The following is a 19,058-nucleotide window of genomic DNA, read 5'->3' as shown; positions in this document are numbered from 1 at the left end:
GGCGGGGTTCGTATCGTCAGGGAATGGGAATGGCGTCGTCCGGCGACGACAACCAGCGGTCGATGATCACCGCCGCAGCCACGGCATCGAGGGCGGCCGCATCGCGGCGGCGCTTGCGCCCTTCGGCGCGCTCGACGGCGAAGCGGCGGGCGGCCTCGACCGAGCTGGAACGCTCGTCGATCATCACCACCGGCAGTTTGAAACGTTCCCGCAGCTGGCGGGCAAAGCCCTGCGCGCGCTTGCGGTTGGGCTGGTCCTGGCCGTCCAGGGTCAGCGGATCGCCAACCACCAGGCCATCGGGCTTCCATTCCTTGAGCAGGCGTTCGATCGCCGCCCAGTCGGGACCATTGCCGTGCACATCGACCACGGCCACCGCGCGCGCATGCGCGGCGAACGCACTGCCGATCGCCACACCGATCCGGCGCGAGCCGACATCGAAGCCGAGCACGGTGCCATCGCGGCGGATGAGGGCCGGCTCAGACATGGCCGCTGTAATCGGTCAGCCGGAACAGATCGACGCCAATGCGCGAAGCGGCACCCTGCCAGCGCTGTTCCAGCGGCAGCTGGAACACCAGCTCGGCGTCGGCCGGCACGGTCAGCCAGCTGTTTTCGGACAGTTCGCTTTCCAGCTGGCCGGCACTCCAGCCCGCGCAGCCCAGGGTGACCACGGCATTGGCCGGGCCTTCGCCGCGCGCCATCGCCTCGAGGATGTCACGCGAGGTGGTCAGGTACAGGCCGTCACCGACGACGAGGCTGGAATCCCACGCGCGCGCATCGTCATGGATGACGAAGCCACGTTCGGGATGCACCGGCCCGCCATTGAGCACCGGACGCGCCTGCAGGACGCCATCGACGGTGGCGATGTCCATCTGCGCCAGCACTTCGCCCAGGGTGTACTCGGACGGCTGGTTGACCAGCACCCCCATTGCCCCGTTCTCGTCGTGCTGGCAGATCAGCGCAACGGTGCGGGCGAAGGTGGCGTCGATCAGCGACGGCAGCGCCACGAGCAGGTGATTGGCGAGGGAAGTCGGCGTTACTGGCATGGGCGTCATTCTAACCGCTGCGGCCGGATGCGGGCGCGAAGGGATGGGCTAGGATGGTGCTCTTGCAAGGAGGACGACCCGATGCAGCAGGACGCAACGCTGTCATGGCCCACCCGCAGCATGATCGTGTTGATCGCATTGCTGCAGGGGCTGATGCTTTTCGCCGCCCAGGAACTGGCCGATCAATGGCCGTTCCGGGACATTGGCTGGCGCTACTGCTGGTATGCCTGGGTATTGACCGTGCCCACCGCGGTGGCCTTGACGCTGGTTGATATGAAGACCTGGCGCCTGTGGCTGCACGCCGGCCTGGCCTCGGTGCTCGTCCTCGCGCTGGCCGCCTGGGCCGCCTGGAACCTGAGCGGAGAAACCGCGCTGTATGCCGCCGTGCTGCAGGTTCCGCTCTCGGTCTGCCTGGCCGTTGCCACGTTCATTGCGCTGCCGTGGTGGCAGTTCCGCCTGCATGCCGGACATTGGCGGGCCGACTACGGCGCACTGTTCGAACGTGCCTGGCAGAACGGACTCACGCTGGTGCTGGCGGCGGTGTTCACCGGCTTGACCTGGCTGCTGCTGTGGTTGTGGGCAGCGCTGTTCCGGATGGTCAAGGTCGACTTCTTCCACGAGCTGTTCGGCAGCGATGCCTTCATCGCCTTGGCCACCGGCATGCTGGCGGGCTTCGGCGTGCTGATCGGGCGCACCCAGCATCGCGCGATGCAGATCACCCGTCAGGTGCTGTTCGCCATCTGCCGCGGCCTGCTGCCGTTGCTGTCGTTCATCGCGGTGCTGTTCGTGCTGTCGCTGCCGTTCACCGGGCTGGCGCCGCTGTGGGCCACGCGCTCGGCCGCCAGCCTGCTGCTGGTACTGGCGGTGCTGCTGATCAGCCTCGCCAATGCGGTCTACCAGCACGACGACGGCACCCCGCCCTACCCGGCATGGCTGCGCCGGCTGGTCGAGGCCAGCCTGCTGGCATTGCCGATCTACGCCGGCCTGGCGCTGTACGCAATGACGCTGCGGGTCAGCCAGTACGGCTGGACCCTCTCGCGCTTCTGGGGCTTTGCGGTTGCGGTGCTGATCGCCGGCTATGCCATCGGCTACGCCTTCGCCGCGCTGCGCCGGCAGGGGCGTTGGCTGCATCGGCTTGAGCCGGTCAACCGCTGGATGTGCTGGACCGTGCTGGCCACGGCACTGCTGGCCATCTCGCCGGTGATCGACCCGGTGCGCATCACCCTGGCCAGCCAGATGAAGCGCCTGCGCGCCGATCCGGCATTGATGACCGCAGACGCGGCAAACCAGCTGCGTTTCGAGTTGGGCCGCCGTGGTGTGCAGGCGCTGCGCACGCTCCAGAAGGCACCGTCCTTGGCGGCCGACACCCGCGCCTCCAGCATCATCGTGCAGGCACTGGCCCGGCAGAAGCGCGAGTCGCGCTGGGACAACGACATCGACGATGGCGTGCGCGACTTGGCCGGCCTGAAGGCACGGATCGTGCAGGCCAAGGGCACCGCATCGCCAGCCGATGACTGGTGGCAGGCAGTACTGGACCGCCGCCTGAACGCGGGCGATTGCCTGGACGACGACAAGACCGGCAACAACCGCTGCGTCACCCTTCGCCGTGACCTGGACGGCGATGGCCAAGACGACGTGCTGCTGTGCATGACCAGTCTGTACAGCGGTCCGCGCTGCCAGCTGCACGTGCGTGAATCGGCTGGCTGGAGAAAGGAGGGTGATGTTTCCTTCCAGGACGTTGACCAGCGCACTTCGGACGAGGCCCCACAGGCCCTGCGCGATGGCCGCCTGACCGTGCAGCCGCCACGCTGGCCGACGCTGCTGCTTGACGGCGCGGCGGGCCAGCTGGAGATTGATCGCAGCAACGACCGCGCGGAGGCGGCCACACCATGAGCGGATACTGCCGCATCGCCCCGGGCCACCCGGTGCACGAGTACTACCACGCCAACGAATATGGTTTCCCGCAGCGCGATGAGCGCGAGCTGTTCGAGCGCCTGCTGCTGGAGATCAATCAGGCTGGCCTGAGCTGGGAAACCATCCTGAAGAAGCGCGAGGGGTTCCGCGCGGCCTATGACGCCTTCGACGTCGATCGCGTCGCCGCCTATGCCGAGCAGGACATCGAGCGCCTGCTGTCGGACCCCGGCATCATCCGCAACCGCTTGAAGGTGCTGGCGGCGATCCACAACGCGCAGGTGATCCAGCAGCTGCGCCAGAGCCACGGCAGCTTCGCCGCGTGGCTGGACGCGCATCACCCTCGCAGCAAGGCCGACTGGGTGAAGCTGTTCAAGAAGACGTTCCGCTTCACCGGCGGCGAGATCACCGGCGAGTTCCTGATGAGCCTGGGCTACCTGCCGGGCGCGCATGCCGAGGACTGCCCGGTGCATGCCACGCTGCTGAAGCTGGCGCCACCGTGGGTGCAGTCATCGCCCCGCTAATGCCGGCGACTGGCCGGCATTGCCCTTGAGCCGTCAGACGCCCATGTAGCGGCCCGGGCGGTGGTTGAACATCAGCACCAGGCTGAGCACCACCGCACCGATGGCCGAGTACATCACCTTCGACGGCGACAGCACGAAGAATGCGGCCACCATCAGGCATGCATCGAAGGACATCTGCACCTTGCCGGCACTCCAGCCGCGGGTGCGCTGCAGGTACACCGCCAGGATGCCGATGCCGCCGAGGCTGGCGCGATGGCGGATGAAGAACAGGATGCCCAGGCCGGACAGCGCGCCACCGACCAGCGCCGAGTACAACGGCGCGATATGCGAGAAGTCGGCCCAGCGCGGCAGGATGTCGGTCAGCAGGCCGCAGGCGGTGACCGCCGCGAACGTCTTCAGGGTGAATTCCCATCCCATGCGGCGCACGGCCACCCAGTAGAACGGCAGGTTGACCAGCACGAACACCAGGCCGAAGTTCCAGCCCATGGCGTAGTGCAGCAGGAAGGCCATGCCGGCCATGCCGCCGATCATCAGCCCGCCCTTGGCGAAGATGGCCAGGCCCAGCGAGGCCACCAGCATCGCCAGCACCATGCCCTGCACGTCCTCGGCGACCGAGTGGCGCAGTGCCTTCTCGTCGGCGGGGGTGCCGGCAACATCGGGCGGCGGGGTCAGCGGACCAGCGGTGACCAGGTGGCCGTCAGCGTCGTCGCACGGCGCCGGGCCATGGGATTGGAGGGACATACAGGTGGGGGCACTACGGGTGGGGAGCGGTATTAGACACGATCTGCATGACAGTTGCAGATGAAATCGTTCAGTTGGGAGTTCCGGCGAACGGCGCAGCCCCTCGTGGCTGGGCGGCATACTGCCTCCAAATCTGGCAGTGGGCCGGGCGGGTGGGCTGTGCAGGGGGCGCTGCAAGTACGTCCATGTAAGCTCGGTCGCCGCATCCATGCGGCTCACGCCCCTGCACAGCCCACCCGCCCGGCCTTGGACAATTTCCGTGCGCGTCCAGCCACGTAATGAGAAAAGAAGAGCAGAAGCGCGTCGCTGCGCTCGGTGGAGCGGTTGTCTCAGCGCTGGGTGGCCAGGTGGTGGGCGACCAGGGCATTTGCGTGGCCATGGCCCAGCCCATGCTCGGATTTCAGGAAGCTGACCAGCTCCATGTGCCTCAGCCCTGGCCGTTTGGCCAGCAGCCCCAGCCAAAGCGCCACCGGCTGCCCGTAGGTCTTCTCGATGGAAGGAAAGTAGGACGCCGGGCCCTTGGGTTTGCTGTCGCTGCTCATGTGCTGCTCCCTGTTGTTTGGAAAGTACCCATTCGACGAACCACGGAACCACAAATCGACATGGCGGATTTACAAACCAGTACCGGCACAACCCGGCACCTATCCACGCATGGCGTGGATCTACGTGTCGACCAAGGTCGACACCTACCAACCGCCTCGGGAACCTGTCGACGGCGGGCGCCGGGCGCAGCCCGGCCGTATCATCCCCCTCATGCCGCGTGAAAACCTCAACGACCTGCAAGCCTTCGTCCACGTCGCCCGCGAAGGCAGCTTCACCAAGGCCGCCGCCCAGTTGGGCGTGTCCCAGTCCGCCCTCAGCCATGCCATGCGTGGGCTGGAAGAACGGCTGGGCGTGCGCCTGCTGACCCGCACCACCCGCAGCGTCGCCACCACCGAGGCCGGTGCCCGTCTGCTGGAGACCCTGGCCCCGCGCCTGGCCGAGATCGAAGACGAACTGGCCGCACTGGCCGAATACCGCGAGCGACCCGCAGGTACCATCCGCATCAATGCCACCGGCCACGCCGCCGAATACCTGGCCTGGCCAAGGCTGCAGCCGCTGCTGCAGCAGTACCCGGACCTGAAGGTCGAGCTGACCACCGATTACGGCCTGGCCGACATCGTCGCCGAGCGCTATGACATCGGCATCCGTCTCGGTGAGCGCCTGGCACGCGACATGGTGGCGCTGCCGATCAGCCCGCCGCTGCGCATGCGCGTGGTGGGCGCGCCGTCGTACTTCCGCCAGCACGTGGCGCCGGTGCATCCGCACGATCTGGCCGGGCACAACTGCATCACCCTGCGCCTGCCCACCCATGGCGGCCTGATGCCGTGGGATTTCGGCCAGGACGGCAACGAGCTGAGCATCCGCGTCTCTGGCCAGTGGACCTTCAACACCATGGGCATGACGCGGGCAGCAGCGCTGGCTGGCAGTGGCCTGGCCTGGCTGCCCGAGGACCAGGTGCAGGTGGCCCTGCAGGAGGGCCAGCTGCAATCAACACTGGATGACTGGTGCCCGCACTTCGACGGCTACTACGCGTACTACCCGTCGCGCCGGCATGTCACCGTGGCGATGCGCACGGTGCTTGATGCGCTGCGTGGGCCGATGATGGATTGAGGAGTGCGGACCAACGGTCCGCACCCACCACAGGCCGAGAGTCCGCACCCACCACAGAACGCACCCACTGCGATCAGCCCTTGGCCTGTGCCGCACGCTGCGCGTTATAGCGCTCGCCAACGATGGCGATCTCCTGCAGCGTCTGCGCGATGCGCTCCAGCTCGGCCGGCGACAGCTGCAGTTCGGCGGCGGCCAGGTTCTCTTCCAGCCGATGGATCTTGGTCGTACCCGGAATCGGCACGATCCACGGTGCCTGCGCCAGCAGCCAGGCCAGCGCGACCTGTGCCGGGGTGGCACCCCGCGCCGCCGCGATCGTGGTGATGCGATCAACCAGCGCTTGATTGGCGCGGCGTGCTTCCACTTCGAAGCGGGGCACGGTGTTGCGGAAATCGTTGTCGGCGAAAGTGGTGTCGGCGTTGATCGCGCCGGTCAGGAAGCCGCGACCCAGCGGACTGAACGGGACGAAGCCGATGCCCAGTTCCTGCAGCGCCGGCAGCAGTTCGCGTTCCGGCTCACGCCACCACAGCGAGTACTCGCTCTGCACTGCAGCCACCGGCTGCACGGCATGGGCGCGACGCACCGTGGCGGCACTGGCTTCGGACAAACCGAAGTGGCGCACTTTGCCCTCGGCGATCAGGTCACGCACGGTACCGGCGACGTCCTCGATCGGCACGTTCGGATCAACGCGGTGCTGGTAGAACAGGTCGATATGGTCCGTGCGCAGACGCTTGAGGCTGGCTTCGGCCACTGCGCGGATGTTCTCCGGGCGACTGTCCAGGCCGGTGTCGACCTGTGCGTCCTTGAAGCCGAACTTGGTGGCGATCACCAGCTTGTCGCGGTGCGGTGCCAGCGCTTTGCCGAGCAGATCTTCGTTGGTATACGGCCCATAGACTTCGGCCGTGTCGAAGAAGGTCACCCCGCGTTCGACCGCCGCATGCAGCAGGGCGATGCCCTGGCTCTGCTCGACGGCGGGACCATAGCCGTGGCTCAGGCCCATGCAGCCCAGGCCCAGGGCGGAGACTTTCAGGCCGCTGCGGCCGAGTTCACGTGTCTGCATCGTCGTGCTCCAGTAGGGGAGCGATGACGATACGCCTGCAGGGCCGGCGGATTGAACGACATGGATGGCAGTCGGTCATGACTGGATTTCATGAATGCCGTCGTGCCACACACAATCCGGCATCCGCTGGTCGAGGTACCTACGCGACCTTGGACGGCAGCTGATAACGCACTTTGGTGCCCTCCAGCGTGATCCATTTCTTCTGCTGGAGTTGCTGAATGAGCGCAGTGACATCCTTTGCCGGCAGTGCTTTCTGAAACAGGCTGTGGATCGCACAGGTGAGCGACTTCATTGAAGCCGGCCGCGCCTTGCCCTGCTTCACCAACACCGCATGTACGCGCTGCAGACGCGCATCGACGCCCAGTGCTGGCGGCTTGGGCTTCGATACGATCGGCGCCGGAGCCTTGGCCGGAGCCCGCTGCGTGCCACGGAGCATCGGCAGATCGGCCACGGAAGCGCACCGCAAGACGTTGAGATGACGCGATTGCAGGTGCGCAACCAGCGGATCGAAGCCGGTGTCCCTCGAAACGATCTGGAAGAAGGCGCTGGGATCGGCTGCCGCCATTTCGCCAATGTAGAAGGCTATATGGAAATCCAGCGCGTTGGACCCGCTCCCATTGCAACGCACATAGCGGCCGTTGCTGCCCAATGCCTGGACTGCCTCGGCGACATCCATGCTGATCCGCGACTGCGATGCGCCAACAAAAATCAGCACGGTGAAACCAGGGGCAACCAACTCCCTGAGAGACGGAGGCTGCACATTCTCGTAATCGATGAGGACAACATTGCGAGCAAGCGGCATATCCATATGCACCCCATTTACGAGAGTCAACCAGCGGCAGCGGCCCCTCACCGGACCTCTGAAATCTCCACCCCATCCAGCCCCTGCGACAGGGTACGGGCATCGCCGCCCTGGCTGAGCTTGATGCGCAGGCGCACTTCGTTCTGCGAATCGGCGTAGCGCAGTGCGTCCTCGTAGCTGATCTCACCGGCCTGGTACAGCTCGAACAGGCTCTGGTCGAAGGTCTTCATGCCGAGCTGGACCGAATCTTTCATCAGCTCCTTCAACTTGTGGATCTCGCCGTCGCGGATGTAATCCTGCACCAGCGGCGTGCCCAGCAGGATCTCCATCGCGACCTTGCGCGAGCGGCCATCCGGCGACGGAATCAACTGCTGCGCGACCACGCCCTTGAGGTTCAGCGACAGATCCATCAGCAGCTGGTTGCGGCGATCTTCCGGGAAGAAGTTGACGATGCGGTCCATCGCCTGGTTGGCGTTGTTGGCGTGCAGTGTGCACAGCACCAGGTGGCCGGTTTCGGCGAAGGCGATGGCGTGGTCCATGCCCTCGCGGGTACGCACCTCGCCGATCATGATCACGTCCGGGGCCTGGCGCAGGGTGTTCTTCAGCGCGGCTTCCCAGCTGTCGGTATCGATGCCGACTTCGCGCTGGGTGATGATGCAGCCCTCGTGCTTGTGCACGAATTCGATCGGGTCTTCGATGGTGATGATGTGCCCGGTCGAATTCTGGTTGCGGTAGCCGATCATCGCGGCCAGCGACGTGGATTTACCGGTACCGGTAGCGCCGACGAACAGGATGATGCCGCGCTTGGTCATCGCCAGCGTCTTGATGATCGGCGGCAGACTCAGCTCTTCCACGGTCGGGATGCGCGTCTCGATGCGACGCAGCACCATGCCGACCTGGTTGCGCTGGTAGAAGCAGCTCACACGGAAGCGGCCGACACCGGACAGGCCGATGGCGAAGTTGCATTCGTGGGTCTTTTCGAATTCCTCGCGCTGCGCCGGCGTCATCACGTTCAGCACCAGGTCGCGGCTCTGCTGCGGGGTCAGCGGAGTCTGGGTGATCGGCGAGATCTTGCCGTTGACCTTGATCGCCGGCGGCATGCCAGCGGTGATGAACAGGTCCGAGGCGCGCTGGTGCGCCATCAGCTTGAGGAACGAGGTGAAATCGATGGTGGTCGCGGTGGTGTTCACGGCGGGCTCCCAATGGGGCATGTACCAGGAATCGGTCGGTGGAGGAAACAGCGCGGGGCCGATGGCGTAGTGCTGCGCCCTGCCCCGCCATTGCCTCGCCTTACTCGAACAGACGCTTGTCCTTGGCGTATTCGCGGGCCTGGTTGCGGGTGATCAGGCTGCGCTTGACCAGGTCCTGCAGGTGCTGGTCAAGGGTCATCATGCCGTACTGCTGACCGGTCTGGATGGCCGAATACATCTGCGCTACCTTGTCTTCGCGGATCAGGTTGCGGATGGCCGGGGTGCCGACCATGATTTCCCACGCGGCGGTACGACCGCCACCGACCTTCTTCAGCAGCGCCTGCGAAATGACCGCGCGCAGTGATTCGGACAGCATCGAGCGCACCATCGGCTTTTCGCCGGCCGGGAACACGTCGATGATGCGGTCGATGGTCTTGGCCGCCGAACTGGTGTGCAGGGTGCCGAACACCAGGTGGCCGGTTTCCGCCGCGGTGAGCGCCAGGCGGATGGTTTCCAGGTCGCGCAGTTCGCCGACCAGGATGATGTCCGGGTCTTCGCGCAGTGCCGAGCGCAGCGCCTCGTTGAAGCCGTGCGTATCGCGATGCACTTCGCGCTGGTTGATCAGGCACTTCTGCGAGGTGTGCACGAATTCGATCGGATCCTCGACAGTGAGGATGTGGCCGTATTCGTTCTTGTTGATGTAGTCGATCATCGCCGCCAGCGTGGTCGACTTGCCCGAACCGGTCGGGCCGGTCACCAGGATCAGACCCTGCGGCTGCTGGATCACCTCGCGGAACAGCGGCGGGCAGGCCAGGTCTTCCAAGGTCAGCACTTCGGACGGAATGGTACGGAACACCGCACCGGCGCCACGGTTCTGGTTGAACGCATTGACACGGAAGCGCGCCAGCGACGGGATCTCGAAGGAGAAGTCGACTTCGAGGAATTCCTCGTAATCGCGGCGCTGCTTGTCGGACATGATGTCGTACACCAGCGCATGGACCTGCTTGTGGTCCAGGGCTGGAATGTTGATCCGGCGAACATCGCCGTCCACGCGGATCATCGGCGGCAGGCCTGCAGACAGATGCAGGTCGGACGCTTTGTTCTTTACGGAAAACGCCAACAGCTCGGCGATATCCATGAGCGGCTACTCCCCAATAACGGCTTCGACTGGAAGGATCTTTCCCCGGGCGGCAGTATAGCCTCCTGATTGAACGGAACGCGTTACGTGGCCACTCCCCTGCCCCAGATCCTGAGCAACCTGCACAACGCCGCCGATGCCGCCGGGCGGCCACCGCCGCGCCTGGTGGCGGTGTCCAAGACCCAGCCGGCCGAGGCTGTCGCGGCCCTTGCCGCGCAGGGCCAGACCGCCTTCGGCGAGAACTACGTGCAGGAAGCGCTGGCCAAGATGCAGGAACTGCAGCAGCTGGGCCTGGAATGGCATCTGATCGGCCACCTGCAGTCGAACAAGGCCGAGCCGGTGGCCACGCACTTCGACTGGGTGCAGAGCGTGGACCGGCCCAAGCTGGTCACCGCCCTGGCCCGCTACCGCCCCGCTGAACGTGGCCCGCTGAACGTGCTCATCCAGGTCAACATCGATGACGAATCGAGCAAGCACGGCTGCGTGCCGGAGGACGTGGAGGCACTGGCCGCAGCCATCGCCGCCGAACCCAAGCTGCGCTTGCGTGGCCTGATGGCGATTCCTGCGCCGTGGCCCGAAGCCGAGCGCCGACGCGATGCGTTCGTGCGCATGCGCACACTTTTCGAGGCGCTGGCGGCCCGTCATCCGCAGGTGGACACCCTGTCGATGGGCATGAGCAGCGACTACGCTGACGCCATTGCCGAAGGTGCCACCCTGGTGCGCATCGGCACCGCCCTGTTCGGCGCGCGTCCGCGCCCGGCCTGATTCCAAGGAGATTCCCATGGCAGCTGATTCCATCACCTTCATCGGCGGCGGCAACATGGCCCGCAGCCTGATCGCTGGCCTGATCCGGCAGGGCGTGCCGGCCACGCACATCCACGTGGCCGAACCGGTGGCCGGACTGCGGGAAGCACTGGCTGCCGACTTCGGCGTGCAGACCCATGACAACGCGGCCGACGCGGCGGCACACGGCGACACCTGGCTGCTGGCAGTGAAACCGCAGGTGCTGCGCGATGTCTGCCAGTCACTGCAGGGGCTGGCGCAGGCGAAGAAGCCCTTGCTGATCTCGATCGCCGCCGGCATCACCAGCGCGCAGCTGCAGCGCTGGTTGGGAGGCTCGCTGCCGGTGGTGCGCGCGATGCCCAACACCCCCGCCCTGCTCGGTGCCGGTGTCACCGGCCTGTATGCAACGTCGTCGGTGGATGCGCAGCAGCACGCGCAGGCCGAACGTGTGCTGGCCAGCGCGGGACGCACGGTGTGGATCGACGACGAAGCGCAGATGGATTCGGTCACCGCCGTATCCGGTAGTGGCCCGGCCTATGTGTTCCTGCTGGCCGAAGCGATGGAAGCGGCGGGGATCGCACAGGGCCTGCCTGCAGAGGCGGCGCGCACGCTGGTGGTGCAGACGCTGCTGGGCGCCTCGCGCATGCTGGACGAAGCGGGTGAAAGCCCGGCCGAACTGCGTCGCCGGGTGACCTCGCCCAATGGCACCACGCAGGCGGCAATCGAGAGCTTCCAGGCAGGCGGGTTTGAAGCGCTGGTGGAAAAGGCACTGCGTGCGGCGCAGGTGCGCGGGCAGGAACTGTCAGCGGCCAATGATTGAAACAGGTGTGCCGAGCAACGGTCGGCACCCACCGCCATCCACGCATGGCGTGGATCTACTGACACCTGTCGCCGCTGGAATGCATGGTGCTCTTCAGTAGATCCACGCCATGCGTGGATGCTCATTGCCCCAATGTGGCCATGACGAAATCGACGAAACACTGCAACCGCGGTCGAGGTCGACGATCGGGCAGATAGATCAGGTGCATCGGCCGTGGCTCGGGCAGATGATCGCGCAATAGTGGCTTCAATCGTCCTGCCGCGATTTCACCGGCAAGCAGCGCGGTCGGCTGCAGCACCAGGCCCGCACCCGCCACGGCTGCTTCACGCAGCGCGTAACCGTCATTGCTGGTCAGCCGCGCTTCCCAGTCCACCTGTTCGCCGTTGGCCAACTGCCAACCGTGACCACCGCGCCAGGCCAGGTGGCTCAGGCAATCATGTCCTTCAAGATCGGCAGGCGTGCGCGGCGTGCCGCGGCGGCGCAGGTACGACGGTGATGCGCACAGGCTCATCGCGTACGGCGGCAGCGGCCGCGCCACCAGTTCCTGCGACGGCAGTGGACCGACGCGGATCGCTGCATCGAAGCCATCCTCGATCAGGTCGATGCGGCGATTGCTCAGGTCCAGTTCGAGGTTCAGCAGCGGCTGTGCCCGCAGCAGTTCGGCCAGCAGCGGTGCGAGTACACAGCTGCCCCAGGTGGTCGGCGCACTGACCCGCAACAGTCCGCGTGGCTGCACCTGCAGCCCGGCCACGTCCGCCTCGGCCTGCTGCACCTGTTCCAGCACCTGCCGGCACCCGGCCAGATAGGCGTTGCCGGCCTCGGTCAGGCGTTGGCGCCGGGTGTTCCGCTGCAGCAGCGCGGTGCCCAGGTGCGTTTCCAGCTGCTGGATGTACTTGCCGACCATCACCGCCGAGACCTGCAGCTGGCTGGCGGCGGCGGAAAAACTGCCGTGTTCGGCCACGGCGACGAAGGCCTGCATGCAGCGCAAGGTATCCATTGCAAACCCATGGTTAGGAATATGCGAATCATACGCCCCTTACCAAACTACCCAGTGACGGCGCAGACTGCGTCCATTCCCTCTCGCAAGGAGCTGTCATGAAGATTCTTCTCGTCGGTGCCAGCGGCACCCTCGGCCAGGCCGTTGCCCGCCACCTGGGCCAGCAGCACGACATCCTCGCTGCCGGCCGCCGCAGCGGCAGCCTGCGCGTGGACCTCACCGACGACGCCAGCGTGCGCGAGCTGTTCGCGCAGACCGGCCCGGTCGATGCAGTGATCTCCACCACCGGCAAGCTGCATTTCGGCCCGCTGCAGCAGATGACACCCGAACAGTTCAACGTCGGCCTGCAGGACAAACTGCTCGGTCAGGTGCGCCTTGCACTGGCCGCGCAGCACCATCTCAACGTGGGCGGTTCGATCACCCTGACCAGTGGCATCGTCAGCGCGCAGCCGATCCGCGATGGTGCCAACGCCACCGCCGTCAACCATGCGCTGGAAGGTTTCGTGCGCGCGGCGGCGCTGGAACTACTGCCGCGCGGGCTGCGCATCAACGTGGTCAGCCCGAACGTGCTGGTGGAATCGATGGAAGCCTACGCTCCGTACTTCCCCGGCTTTGAAGCAGTCACCGCACAGCGCGCGGCGCTGGCCTTCCAGCGCGCGGTGGAAGGCATCCAGAGCGGCGAAACGATCACGGTCTGGTGACGGGCGTGCCGACCAGGGTCGGCACCCACCAGCACGGTCAGCCCCAGCGCATCGGGCCGTCGCCGCGCTCGCCGAGCACATCATCCGGGTTGGCCAGGCGGCAACGCTTCAGTGACAGGCAGCCGCAGCCGATGCAGCCGGTCAGCTCGTCGCGCAGCAGCTGCAGCGTGTGGATGCGTTCCTCCAGTTCCACCTGCCAACGTGCCGACAGCTTGGCCCAGTCGGCCTTGGTCGGCGCCCGTCCCTGCGGCAGGCTCTCGAACGCACGCGCCACCGCTTCCAGCGGCATGCCCACGCGTTGCGCCACGCGGATCACCGCCAGCCGCCGCAGCACGTCGCGGGCGTAGCGGCGCTGGTTGCCCGATGTGCGCAGGCTGCTGATCAACCCCTTGCGCTCGTAGAAATGCAGCGCAGAGACCGCCACGCCACTGCGGCGGGCGACATCGCCGACGCTCATGTCCTGTGCCAGCATCGATTGACCTCAACTTTGGTTGAGGTGGCATGCTGCTACCATCGCCGCCAGATGACAAGCGCGGCCCGTCCGCCACCCGCAGGAACCCGATGCCCTCCCCCGCTGCCACGGCCCATCCGGTCGACTCCTCCATCCTGTCCGCGCGCTACCGCGCCACCACCGCGGGCATGGTCGCCCTGGTCTGCCTGCATGCCTTCGAGGCGCTGGCGGTAGCCGCCGCGATGCCCACCGTGGCCGAGGCACTGGACGGCCTGCGCCTGTATGCGCTTGCCTTCGGTGGCACCTTGGCCACCAGCGTGATCGGCATGACCCTGGCCGGCCGCTGGGCCGACCGCCACGGGCCGGCACGGCCGCTGTGGTGGGGCCTGGCCTGCTTCGTGCTGGGCCTGCTGCTGGCCGGCTTCGCGATGCGCATGGGCATGCTGGTGGCCGGCCGTCTGCTGCAGGGCCTCGGCGCCGGTGCCATCTCGGTCTCGCTGTATGTGATGGTCGGCCGCACCTATCCCGAGCATCTGCGGCCGAAGGTATTCGCCGCGTTCTCTGCCGGTTGGGTGGTGCCCTCGATGATCGGCCCAGCACTGAGCGGGGTAATCGTGCAGCACCTGGGCTGGCGCTGGGTGTTTCTGGCGGTGCCGCTGCTGGCGATACCGGCCGGTCTGCTGCTGCGACCGGCGCTGGCGCGCATGCAGGCTGCAGCGACCGGTGTTGCCGATGATGGCCGCGGCAGCATCGTGCGCTGGGCCACCGGCGCGTCCCTTGCTGCCCTGCTGCTGTATCTGGGTGGGCAGCAACAGGGCGTGCCGGCGCTGCTGTGCATCGGCGTGGCGATGCTGGCGCTGTTGTTCTGCGTACATCGCCTGTTGCCCGCCGGCACCCTGCGCCTGCGCCGCGGCCTGCCCAGCGTGATCGCATTGCGCGGTGTGGCCGCTGCTGCATTCTTCGCCTGCGAGGCCTACCTGCCCCTGCTGCTGCAGCGCGAGCGCGGGCTGTCGCCCAGCTGGGCCGGTGCGGTGCTGAGCCTGGGTGCACTGGGCTGGTTCACCGGCTCGTGGCTGCAGGGTCACCAACAGCGCGGCTGGTCGCGCCAGCAACTGCTGCGCGTGGGCACGCCGCTGATGACCGTGGGCATCGCCGCGACGCTGGCGGTGCTGTTCACTGCGGTGCCACTGCCGGTCGCCCTGGTCGGCTGGACGCTGACCGGTTTCGGCATGGGCATGATCTACGCCAGCCTGTCGGTGCTTACGTTGTCACTGTCACCGCCGCACGAACAGGGCGCGAATACCTCGGCCCTGCAGTTGAGCGAAGCGCTGTCGGTGACCACCGCACTGGCGGTATCCGGCGCGCTGTTCGCCTTGTTCGTGGAACGCGCTCCGCATACCGGTTACATCCTGTGCCTGGCCATCACCCTGGGCCTGGCCGCGTTCGCCACGGTGATCGCCAGGCGGGTGTAGGCGCCGCGGAGAGCATCCCGTTATGGCCGCGCCACCGTGCCCACTTCATCGATGTCCTGGTGCAGGATGCGGCGTACTTCCAGCACCGCCTGCGGGGTTTCCTGCACGCTGTGGCCGGAGATGATCACCTTCTCCGACAGCGCGCCGGGCAGGTGCGAACTCCAGTACGGCACCAGCCCATCGTCGGACTTCTCCACCGGCAGTTCCGGTTTGCGCTGGGCGATGATCGAGTGGTACTTCAGGCCCGGCGTGATCGGCAGCTGTGCAGCGGCTTTCACGAACGGGTCGCTGGCCTTGAGGTTGTCGATGCTGTTGGGGATCTTCGGCTTGGCCGTGCCGTCCACCTGCTGCTCGGCCTGCGCCAGCGCCAGGAACACATCCTCGAACTTGCCGAGAATGGTCAGCGGCAGGCGAACGAGGCGGCCGATCAGGCGGCCGACCTTGTTGCCGGCGATGTCCGTGCCCTGGTGCGGGGCAGCGATGAAGATCGCACGCTCCACGTTCGGTTCGGCCTTGAAGTGCAGCAGCGGCCCCAGCTTGGACTGCACCCGCTTCAGGCGTTCGCCCTTCAGGTTGTAGTTGGCCAGCAGATCGTTCCACAGCACGTCGCCGGAGTCGCTGACCAGCAGCCGCGCCAGCACGCCGCCCATGCTGTGGCCGATGTAGACCATGTCCCTGGAGGCACGCGTGCTGCCGTTCGGGTCGAAATGCTTCAGCGTGTCGTTGAATGCGTTGGCGATCTCATAGCGGTTCAGCGCGATCGGCGCATTGGTCGGGTAGTACACCTGCCACACCTGGAACTGCTGGCGCAGTTCGGGGTCACCCATGATCTCGTTGGCCAGGTTCACCCACGCTTCCGGGCTGCTGCCCAGGCCATGCAGCATGAAGATGATGCGGCGGTTCGGATCCCACGGCTGCATGAGGTAGATGTGCGGCTCTCCGATGCCCTCGCTCATGCCGAACAGGGTACGCAGCGACTGCGTGGCGAACCCGCTCTGCGCCAGCCACAGGCCGTAGGCGGCAGTGAAGTTGCCCGCCAGCGGCACCTCTTCGCCATGCAGGCTGATGCGCTCGGTCGCCTCAGGCGAATAGCCATCCAGCAGCACCTGGCGGGTGCGCATCACGTCTTCCAGCGTGTTGCCTTCAAAACGCAGCAATGCGGTGACGTTGATCGAGGACATCTCGCTGTACTCGGGCACCGAATCGTCGTGCTGGTGGCGGCGTCCGCGACGGACGCCCTCCTCCTGCTCGTCCTTGATGGCCTGCGCCTGTGCCGTTTCGGCCTTGGCCCCCTCCGCGGCGACTGCCGGCACCACCAGTTTCGGCGGGTCCATCACCATCACCAGCTCGGCACCGAAACCATCGCGGCGATAGGTGCTGCGCATGCCGACGAAGCTGACGGTACCGGCCGGCACCAGCTGCTTGGGAATGCTCTTCAGCGACAGCCGCTGGAAATCGGACGCCAGCGTCCAGCTGCCTGCCGACACCGGCTTGGTGTAGTCCTCGCCGGCCAATGCGGCGGCGCGGGCGCGCGCGAACAGCACCACGGCGGCCTTCTCCGCAGCGTAGTTGTAGTAATCGCGCACCTGCGTCTGCCGGTCCTCGAACGCGCGATCGGAGGGCGAGCGTCCGCTGTAGAACAGATAGGCGTAGCCATAGCGCGCCGCCTCCAGCCACGCATCCAGCGCCGCATCGCTCATCGGTGGTTCGTTGGCTGCCTGCTTCTTCGGCGTCAGTGCCAGCGCCGCCTTCACCCACAGCTCGGACAACGTCGACAAGCGCTGCTCGACGTTGAGGTCATCGGTCATCAACAGCGTGCTGCGGCAGACCAGGAAGTCCTTCTCGCACTGCGATTCGTCCAGCCCGGCCGCACTCAGCGTCTCGCGCGAGGCGGGGCTGAGCTTGCCGGTGTTGAGCACGTCGGCACGCTTGTTGACCAGGTAATCGCTGGACGCCACCTGCTTGACGGTGACCATCGCGCAGCCGCTGCCACCCAGCAGCAGGAAGGCAGCAAACAGCGCCGGCAGCACGCGCTGCCAGCGGAACAGGATCATCGGGGTCATTGCTGCGGGTCCTGCTCGGTGCCCGGGATGCCCTGGCGGATCACGGTGGAGAAATCATCGTCGGATGCCATCTTCAGCGCGCGCTCAGTGATGCGGCCCTTGGCATGCAGTTCGGCGTACGCCACGCCAGGCGTGAGCGCGCCCACCTCCTGCGCGTACTCGGCCAGGTAGCCCGAAGCCAGCAACCGGTAGTCCAGCGGCAGGCGCGGAGCGATATGCCGTGCCAGATCGAAGACGATCGTGGTGCAGTTGCTGGTCAGCGTGTTGTAGAAACCGGGCGCGGCATCGAGCTGCCGCGCCTGGTCGATGTAGGCAGCGAACAGGGTCTTGAGCTGGTTGCGGTCCATGCCGTGCAGGCGGTACAGGTAGACATCCTCGCCGCGCGCGTTGGTGCGGGTGCGGATGATGTCGGTTTCTTCAGAGGCGACCAGCGTCATCTCGAACTTGCGGAAGAAGCCGCCCAGCGCCGAGAACGATTCACCGCGCTCCTTGCGGATTTCCAGCGAGAACACCAGGTGGCGCCCGTCCTCGAATCCGAACGAGACCAGGGTGTGGGCGATCGCCGGCCCCATCCAGTACGACAGCACCAGATCGGCCGAACGCAGCTGGTCCAGGTCGTAGCTGCGGCGCACCCAGCGCGCGTCGTAGTCGGTCTCGGTGCGCCAGGTGAAATCGCGCACGTTGTCCAGCACCACGTGGCGGCCATCGAAGGATTGCACGTGCAGGCGCTGCGCCACGTCATCGGCCCAGTCGCGGTCCTGGCGCGGGGTCAGCAGCAGCCACCACAGCCCCGCCAGCGCCAGAGCGCCGGCAAAGGCCGCCCACAGCCGGCGCGTGCCACGGCCGCGCGCCACCTGCCAGGCCGCCCAACCGGCCCCCAGCAACCACAGCAACGCCACAGCACCGCCCAGCCAGCCCGGCCCGGGCATCTGGTAGGTCAACAGACCGGCCACCCACAGCGCCAGCAGCACCATCACACATCCTGTCATCCATCGTCCTGCGGCTTTCACTGGCGTCCTGTCGGGGTCCCGGGGCGGCATAGTTAGCCACAAGCCGCCTCACGGCGACATCTACAATCGGTTCAGGCTGGCGCCGCCGGGGGCATACTGGCACCCACCAAGGGCGCGCAGGGAGCAGAGATGGGCATCACCACCGTGGCCGGCGTCGCCGTGCAGGCGCAGCATCGGGCCAGCTGTCATTGCGGCACGGTCGAGCTGCTGCTGGACCTGCCCGAGGGCATCGTCGACCCGCGCCGCTGCGATTGTTCGATGTGCCGGCGCCGCGGCGCCATCGCCGCCAGCGTGGCGCGGCACGGGCTGCAGATCGTGCGCGGGCAGGACCATCTGCGCCTGTACCAGTTCAACACCCACGTCGCCGAGCACTACTTCTGCGGGATCTGTGGCATCTACACGCACCACCGCCGCCGCTCCAACCCGGACCAGTACGGCTACAACGTGGCCTGCCTGGAAGGCATCGATCCGTTCGCGCTGGGAACGATTCCGGTCAATGACGGAGTGAACCACCCCGCCGACCGTACCGGTTAGTGCCGGCTGCGCCGGGGCGGCGGCGCGATCTTCTGCCACGGCGCCATGCTGGCCCGGCCGACGCGCAACGGGCGCTTCAGCGGCGTTCGACGCAAGGGCGCGTCCGCCGCAGGCGGCAGCGTCTCAGCAGGCAGCGCAGGGCGCGAGGGCCAGAGTCGGTCGAGCAAC

The 19,058-nt window shown here is 66.6% G+C and carries 20 protein-coding genes; 8 read left to right on the top strand and 12 right to left on the bottom strand.

Features of this window, described 5'->3' with window-relative positions; all coding sequences use genetic code 11:
- Positions 1-16: 16 nt before the first annotated feature.
- Positions 17-484, bottom strand: coding sequence for a Holliday junction resolvase RuvX (ruvX, locus tag AC13GI_RS10145; protein WP_025874031.1), 468 nt, complete (start codon positions 482-484; stop codon positions 17-19).
- Positions 477-1,043: a YqgE/AlgH family protein gene (locus tag AC13GI_RS10140; RefSeq protein ID WP_165376445.1), complete on the bottom strand. Its 567-nt coding sequence runs from the start codon at positions 1,041-1,043 to the stop codon at positions 477-479. Before AC13GI_RS10140 ends, ruvX begins: the two co-directional genes overlap by 8 nt.
- Positions 1,044-1,124: 81 nt before the next feature.
- Between AC13GI_RS10140 and AC13GI_RS10135 the strand changes: the two genes are divergently transcribed.
- Positions 1,125-2,936 carry a DUF4153 domain-containing protein gene (locus AC13GI_RS10135; protein WP_482996195.1) on the top strand — a complete coding sequence of 604 codons (1,812 nt, stop codon included), beginning with the start codon at positions 1,125-1,127 and terminating at the stop codon, positions 2,934-2,936.
- Entirely contained in the window at positions 2,933-3,478 is a 546-nt protein-coding gene (locus AC13GI_RS10130; protein ID WP_099819253.1) for a DNA-3-methyladenine glycosylase I, read from the top strand. The genes AC13GI_RS10135 and AC13GI_RS10130 overlap by 4 nt, the downstream gene beginning before the upstream one ends.
- Positions 3,479-3,511: 33 nt before the next feature.
- Here the strand turns inward: AC13GI_RS10130 and AC13GI_RS10125 are convergent, their stop codons facing one another.
- On the bottom strand, positions 3,512-4,219 hold the full coding sequence (locus AC13GI_RS10125) for a YitT family protein (RefSeq protein ID WP_099819252.1): 708 nt from the start codon (positions 4,217-4,219) through the stop codon (positions 3,512-3,514).
- Between the two features lie 329 nt (positions 4,220-4,548).
- On the bottom strand, positions 4,549-4,761 hold the full coding sequence (locus AC13GI_RS10120; protein WP_482996194.1) for a DUF4287 domain-containing protein: 213 nt from the start codon (positions 4,759-4,761) through the stop codon (positions 4,549-4,551).
- Positions 4,762-4,972: 211 nt separating this feature from the next.
- Here AC13GI_RS10120 and AC13GI_RS10115 point away from each other — a divergent pair, with 211 nt between their 5' ends.
- Positions 4,973-5,872, top strand: a complete 900-nt coding sequence (locus tag AC13GI_RS10115) for a LysR family transcriptional regulator (protein WP_482996193.1) — start codon at positions 4,973-4,975, stop codon at positions 5,870-5,872.
- 73 nt (positions 5,873-5,945) lie between these two features.
- Here the strand turns inward: AC13GI_RS10115 and AC13GI_RS10110 are convergent, their stop codons facing one another.
- The 4 genes from AC13GI_RS10110 to AC13GI_RS10095 form a co-directional block, all read right to left on the bottom strand.
- The gene (locus tag AC13GI_RS10110; RefSeq protein ID WP_236513086.1) at positions 5,946-6,929 is read right to left on the bottom strand and encodes an aldo/keto reductase; all 984 of its coding nucleotides are present in this window, start codon (positions 6,927-6,929) and stop codon (positions 5,946-5,948) included.
- 139 nt (positions 6,930-7,068) lie between these two features.
- The gene (locus AC13GI_RS10105) at positions 7,069-7,737 is read right to left on the bottom strand and encodes a PIN domain-containing protein (protein ID WP_380652686.1); all 669 of its coding nucleotides are present in this window, start codon (positions 7,735-7,737) and stop codon (positions 7,069-7,071) included.
- A gap of 41 nt (positions 7,738-7,778) precedes the next feature.
- The gene (locus AC13GI_RS10100; protein ID WP_099819249.1) at positions 7,779-8,942 is read right to left on the bottom strand and encodes a PilT/PilU family type 4a pilus ATPase; all 1,164 of its coding nucleotides are present in this window, start codon (positions 8,940-8,942) and stop codon (positions 7,779-7,781) included.
- Between the two features lie 79 nt (positions 8,943-9,021).
- Entirely contained in the window at positions 9,022-10,059 is a 1,038-nt protein-coding gene (locus AC13GI_RS10095) for a type IV pilus twitching motility protein PilT (protein WP_004147099.1), read from the bottom strand.
- Positions 10,060-10,146: 87 nt separating this feature from the next.
- Here AC13GI_RS10095 and AC13GI_RS10090 point away from each other — a divergent pair, with 87 nt between their 5' ends.
- Both AC13GI_RS10090 and proC read left to right on the top strand, forming a co-directional pair.
- Positions 10,147-10,824 carry a YggS family pyridoxal phosphate-dependent enzyme gene (locus AC13GI_RS10090; RefSeq protein WP_482996192.1) on the top strand — a complete coding sequence of 226 codons (678 nt, stop codon included), beginning with the start codon at positions 10,147-10,149 and terminating at the stop codon, positions 10,822-10,824.
- 16 nt (positions 10,825-10,840) lie between these two features.
- A complete protein-coding gene (gene proC, locus AC13GI_RS10085) occupies positions 10,841-11,662 on the top strand; it encodes a pyrroline-5-carboxylate reductase (RefSeq protein WP_482996191.1) in 822 nt (273 codons plus the stop codon).
- Positions 11,663-11,783: 121 nt separating this feature from the next.
- Here the strand turns inward: proC and AC13GI_RS10080 are convergent, their stop codons facing one another.
- A complete protein-coding gene (locus tag AC13GI_RS10080; RefSeq protein WP_482996190.1) occupies positions 11,784-12,659 on the bottom strand; it encodes a LysR family transcriptional regulator in 876 nt (291 codons plus the stop codon).
- Positions 12,660-12,757: 98 nt separating this feature from the next.
- Here AC13GI_RS10080 and AC13GI_RS10075 point away from each other — a divergent pair, with 98 nt between their 5' ends.
- Positions 12,758-13,360: a short chain dehydrogenase gene (locus tag AC13GI_RS10075; protein WP_482996189.1), complete on the top strand. Its 603-nt coding sequence runs from the start codon at positions 12,758-12,760 to the stop codon at positions 13,358-13,360.
- A gap of 37 nt (positions 13,361-13,397) precedes the next feature.
- On the opposite strand, the gene soxR is transcribed toward AC13GI_RS10075, so the two are convergent.
- Positions 13,398-13,832: a redox-sensitive transcriptional activator SoxR gene (gene soxR / locus AC13GI_RS10070; RefSeq protein WP_482996188.1), complete on the bottom strand. Its 435-nt coding sequence runs from the start codon at positions 13,830-13,832 to the stop codon at positions 13,398-13,400.
- A gap of 29 nt (positions 13,833-13,861) precedes the next feature.
- On the opposite strand from soxR, the gene AC13GI_RS10065 reads away from it, so the two are divergent.
- Positions 13,862-15,283, top strand: a complete 1,422-nt coding sequence (locus AC13GI_RS10065; RefSeq protein ID WP_482996187.1) for an MFS transporter — start codon at positions 13,862-13,864, stop codon at positions 15,281-15,283.
- 20 nt (positions 15,284-15,303) lie between these two features.
- Here AC13GI_RS10065 and AC13GI_RS10060 read toward each other — a convergent pair whose 3' ends face one another.
- Positions 15,304-17,346 carry an esterase/lipase family protein gene (locus tag AC13GI_RS10060; RefSeq protein ID WP_099819244.1) on the bottom strand — a complete coding sequence of 681 codons (2,043 nt, stop codon included), beginning with the start codon at positions 17,344-17,346 and terminating at the stop codon, positions 15,304-15,306.
- On the bottom strand, positions 17,343-18,320 hold the full coding sequence (locus tag AC13GI_RS10055; RefSeq protein ID WP_380652875.1) for an Lnb N-terminal periplasmic domain-containing protein: 978 nt from the start codon (positions 18,318-18,320) through the stop codon (positions 17,343-17,345). Before AC13GI_RS10055 ends, AC13GI_RS10060 begins: the two co-directional genes overlap by 4 nt.
- Before the next feature lie 165 nt (positions 18,321-18,485).
- Between AC13GI_RS10055 and AC13GI_RS10050 the strand changes: the two genes are divergently transcribed.
- The gene (locus tag AC13GI_RS10050) at positions 18,486-18,890 is read left to right on the top strand and encodes a GFA family protein (protein ID WP_099819242.1); all 405 of its coding nucleotides are present in this window, start codon (positions 18,486-18,488) and stop codon (positions 18,888-18,890) included.
- Positions 18,891-19,058: the final 168 nt, after the last annotated feature.

The organism is Stenotrophomonas sp. 82F1, assembly GCF_056861525.1.
The sequence above is the reverse complement of the archived record's forward strand: the minus strand, read 5'-3'. Positions and strand labels throughout refer to the sequence as shown.

Coding starts and splice junctions, on each gene's coding strand:
- AC13GI_RS10095 (WP_004147099.1), bottom strand. CDS start 10,059: ATGGATATCGCCGAGCTGTTGGCGTTTTCCGTAAAGAACAAAGCGTCC.
- proC (WP_482996191.1), top strand. CDS start 10,841: ATGGCAGCTGATTCCATCACCTTCATCGGCGGCGGCAACATGGCCCGC.
- AC13GI_RS10135 (WP_482996195.1), top strand. CDS start 1,125: ATGCAGCAGGACGCAACGCTGTCATGGCCCACCCGCAGCATGATCGTG.
- AC13GI_RS10080 (WP_482996190.1), bottom strand. CDS start 12,659: ATGGATACCTTGCGCTGCATGCAGGCCTTCGTCGCCGTGGCCGAACAC.
- AC13GI_RS10055 (WP_380652875.1), bottom strand. CDS start 18,320: ATGGTGCTGCTGGCGCTGTGGGTGGCCGGTCTGTTGACCTACCAGATG.
- AC13GI_RS10130 (WP_099819253.1), top strand. CDS start 2,933: ATGAGCGGATACTGCCGCATCGCCCCGGGCCACCCGGTGCACGAGTAC.
- AC13GI_RS10105 (WP_380652686.1), bottom strand. CDS start 7,737: ATGGATATGCCGCTTGCTCGCAATGTTGTCCTCATCGATTACGAGAAT.
- AC13GI_RS10075 (WP_482996189.1), top strand. CDS start 12,758: ATGAAGATTCTTCTCGTCGGTGCCAGCGGCACCCTCGGCCAGGCCGTT.
- AC13GI_RS10100 (WP_099819249.1), bottom strand. CDS start 8,942: ATGCCCCATTGGGAGCCCGCCGTGAACACCACCGCGACCACCATCGAT.
- AC13GI_RS10120 (WP_482996194.1), bottom strand. CDS start 4,761: ATGAGCAGCGACAGCAAACCCAAGGGCCCGGCGTCCTACTTTCCTTCC.
- AC13GI_RS10050 (WP_099819242.1), top strand. CDS start 18,486: ATGGGCATCACCACCGTGGCCGGCGTCGCCGTGCAGGCGCAGCATCGG.
- AC13GI_RS10060 (WP_099819244.1), bottom strand. CDS start 17,346: ATGACCCCGATGATCCTGTTCCGCTGGCAGCGCGTGCTGCCGGCGCTG.
- AC13GI_RS10110 (WP_236513086.1), bottom strand. CDS start 6,929: ATGCAGACACGTGAACTCGGCCGCAGCGGCCTGAAAGTCTCCGCCCTG.
- soxR (WP_482996188.1), bottom strand. CDS start 13,832: ATGCTGGCACAGGACATGAGCGTCGGCGATGTCGCCCGCCGCAGTGGC.
- AC13GI_RS10115 (WP_482996193.1), top strand. CDS start 4,973: ATGCCGCGTGAAAACCTCAACGACCTGCAAGCCTTCGTCCACGTCGCC.
- AC13GI_RS10125 (WP_099819252.1), bottom strand. CDS start 4,219: ATGTCCCTCCAATCCCATGGCCCGGCGCCGTGCGACGACGCTGACGGC.
- AC13GI_RS10065 (WP_482996187.1), top strand. CDS start 13,862: ATGCTGCTACCATCGCCGCCAGATGACAAGCGCGGCCCGTCCGCCACC.
- AC13GI_RS10140 (WP_165376445.1), bottom strand. CDS start 1,043: ATGCCAGTAACGCCGACTTCCCTCGCCAATCACCTGCTCGTGGCGCTG.
- ruvX (WP_025874031.1), bottom strand. CDS start 484: ATGTCTGAGCCGGCCCTCATCCGCCGCGATGGCACCGTGCTCGGCTTC.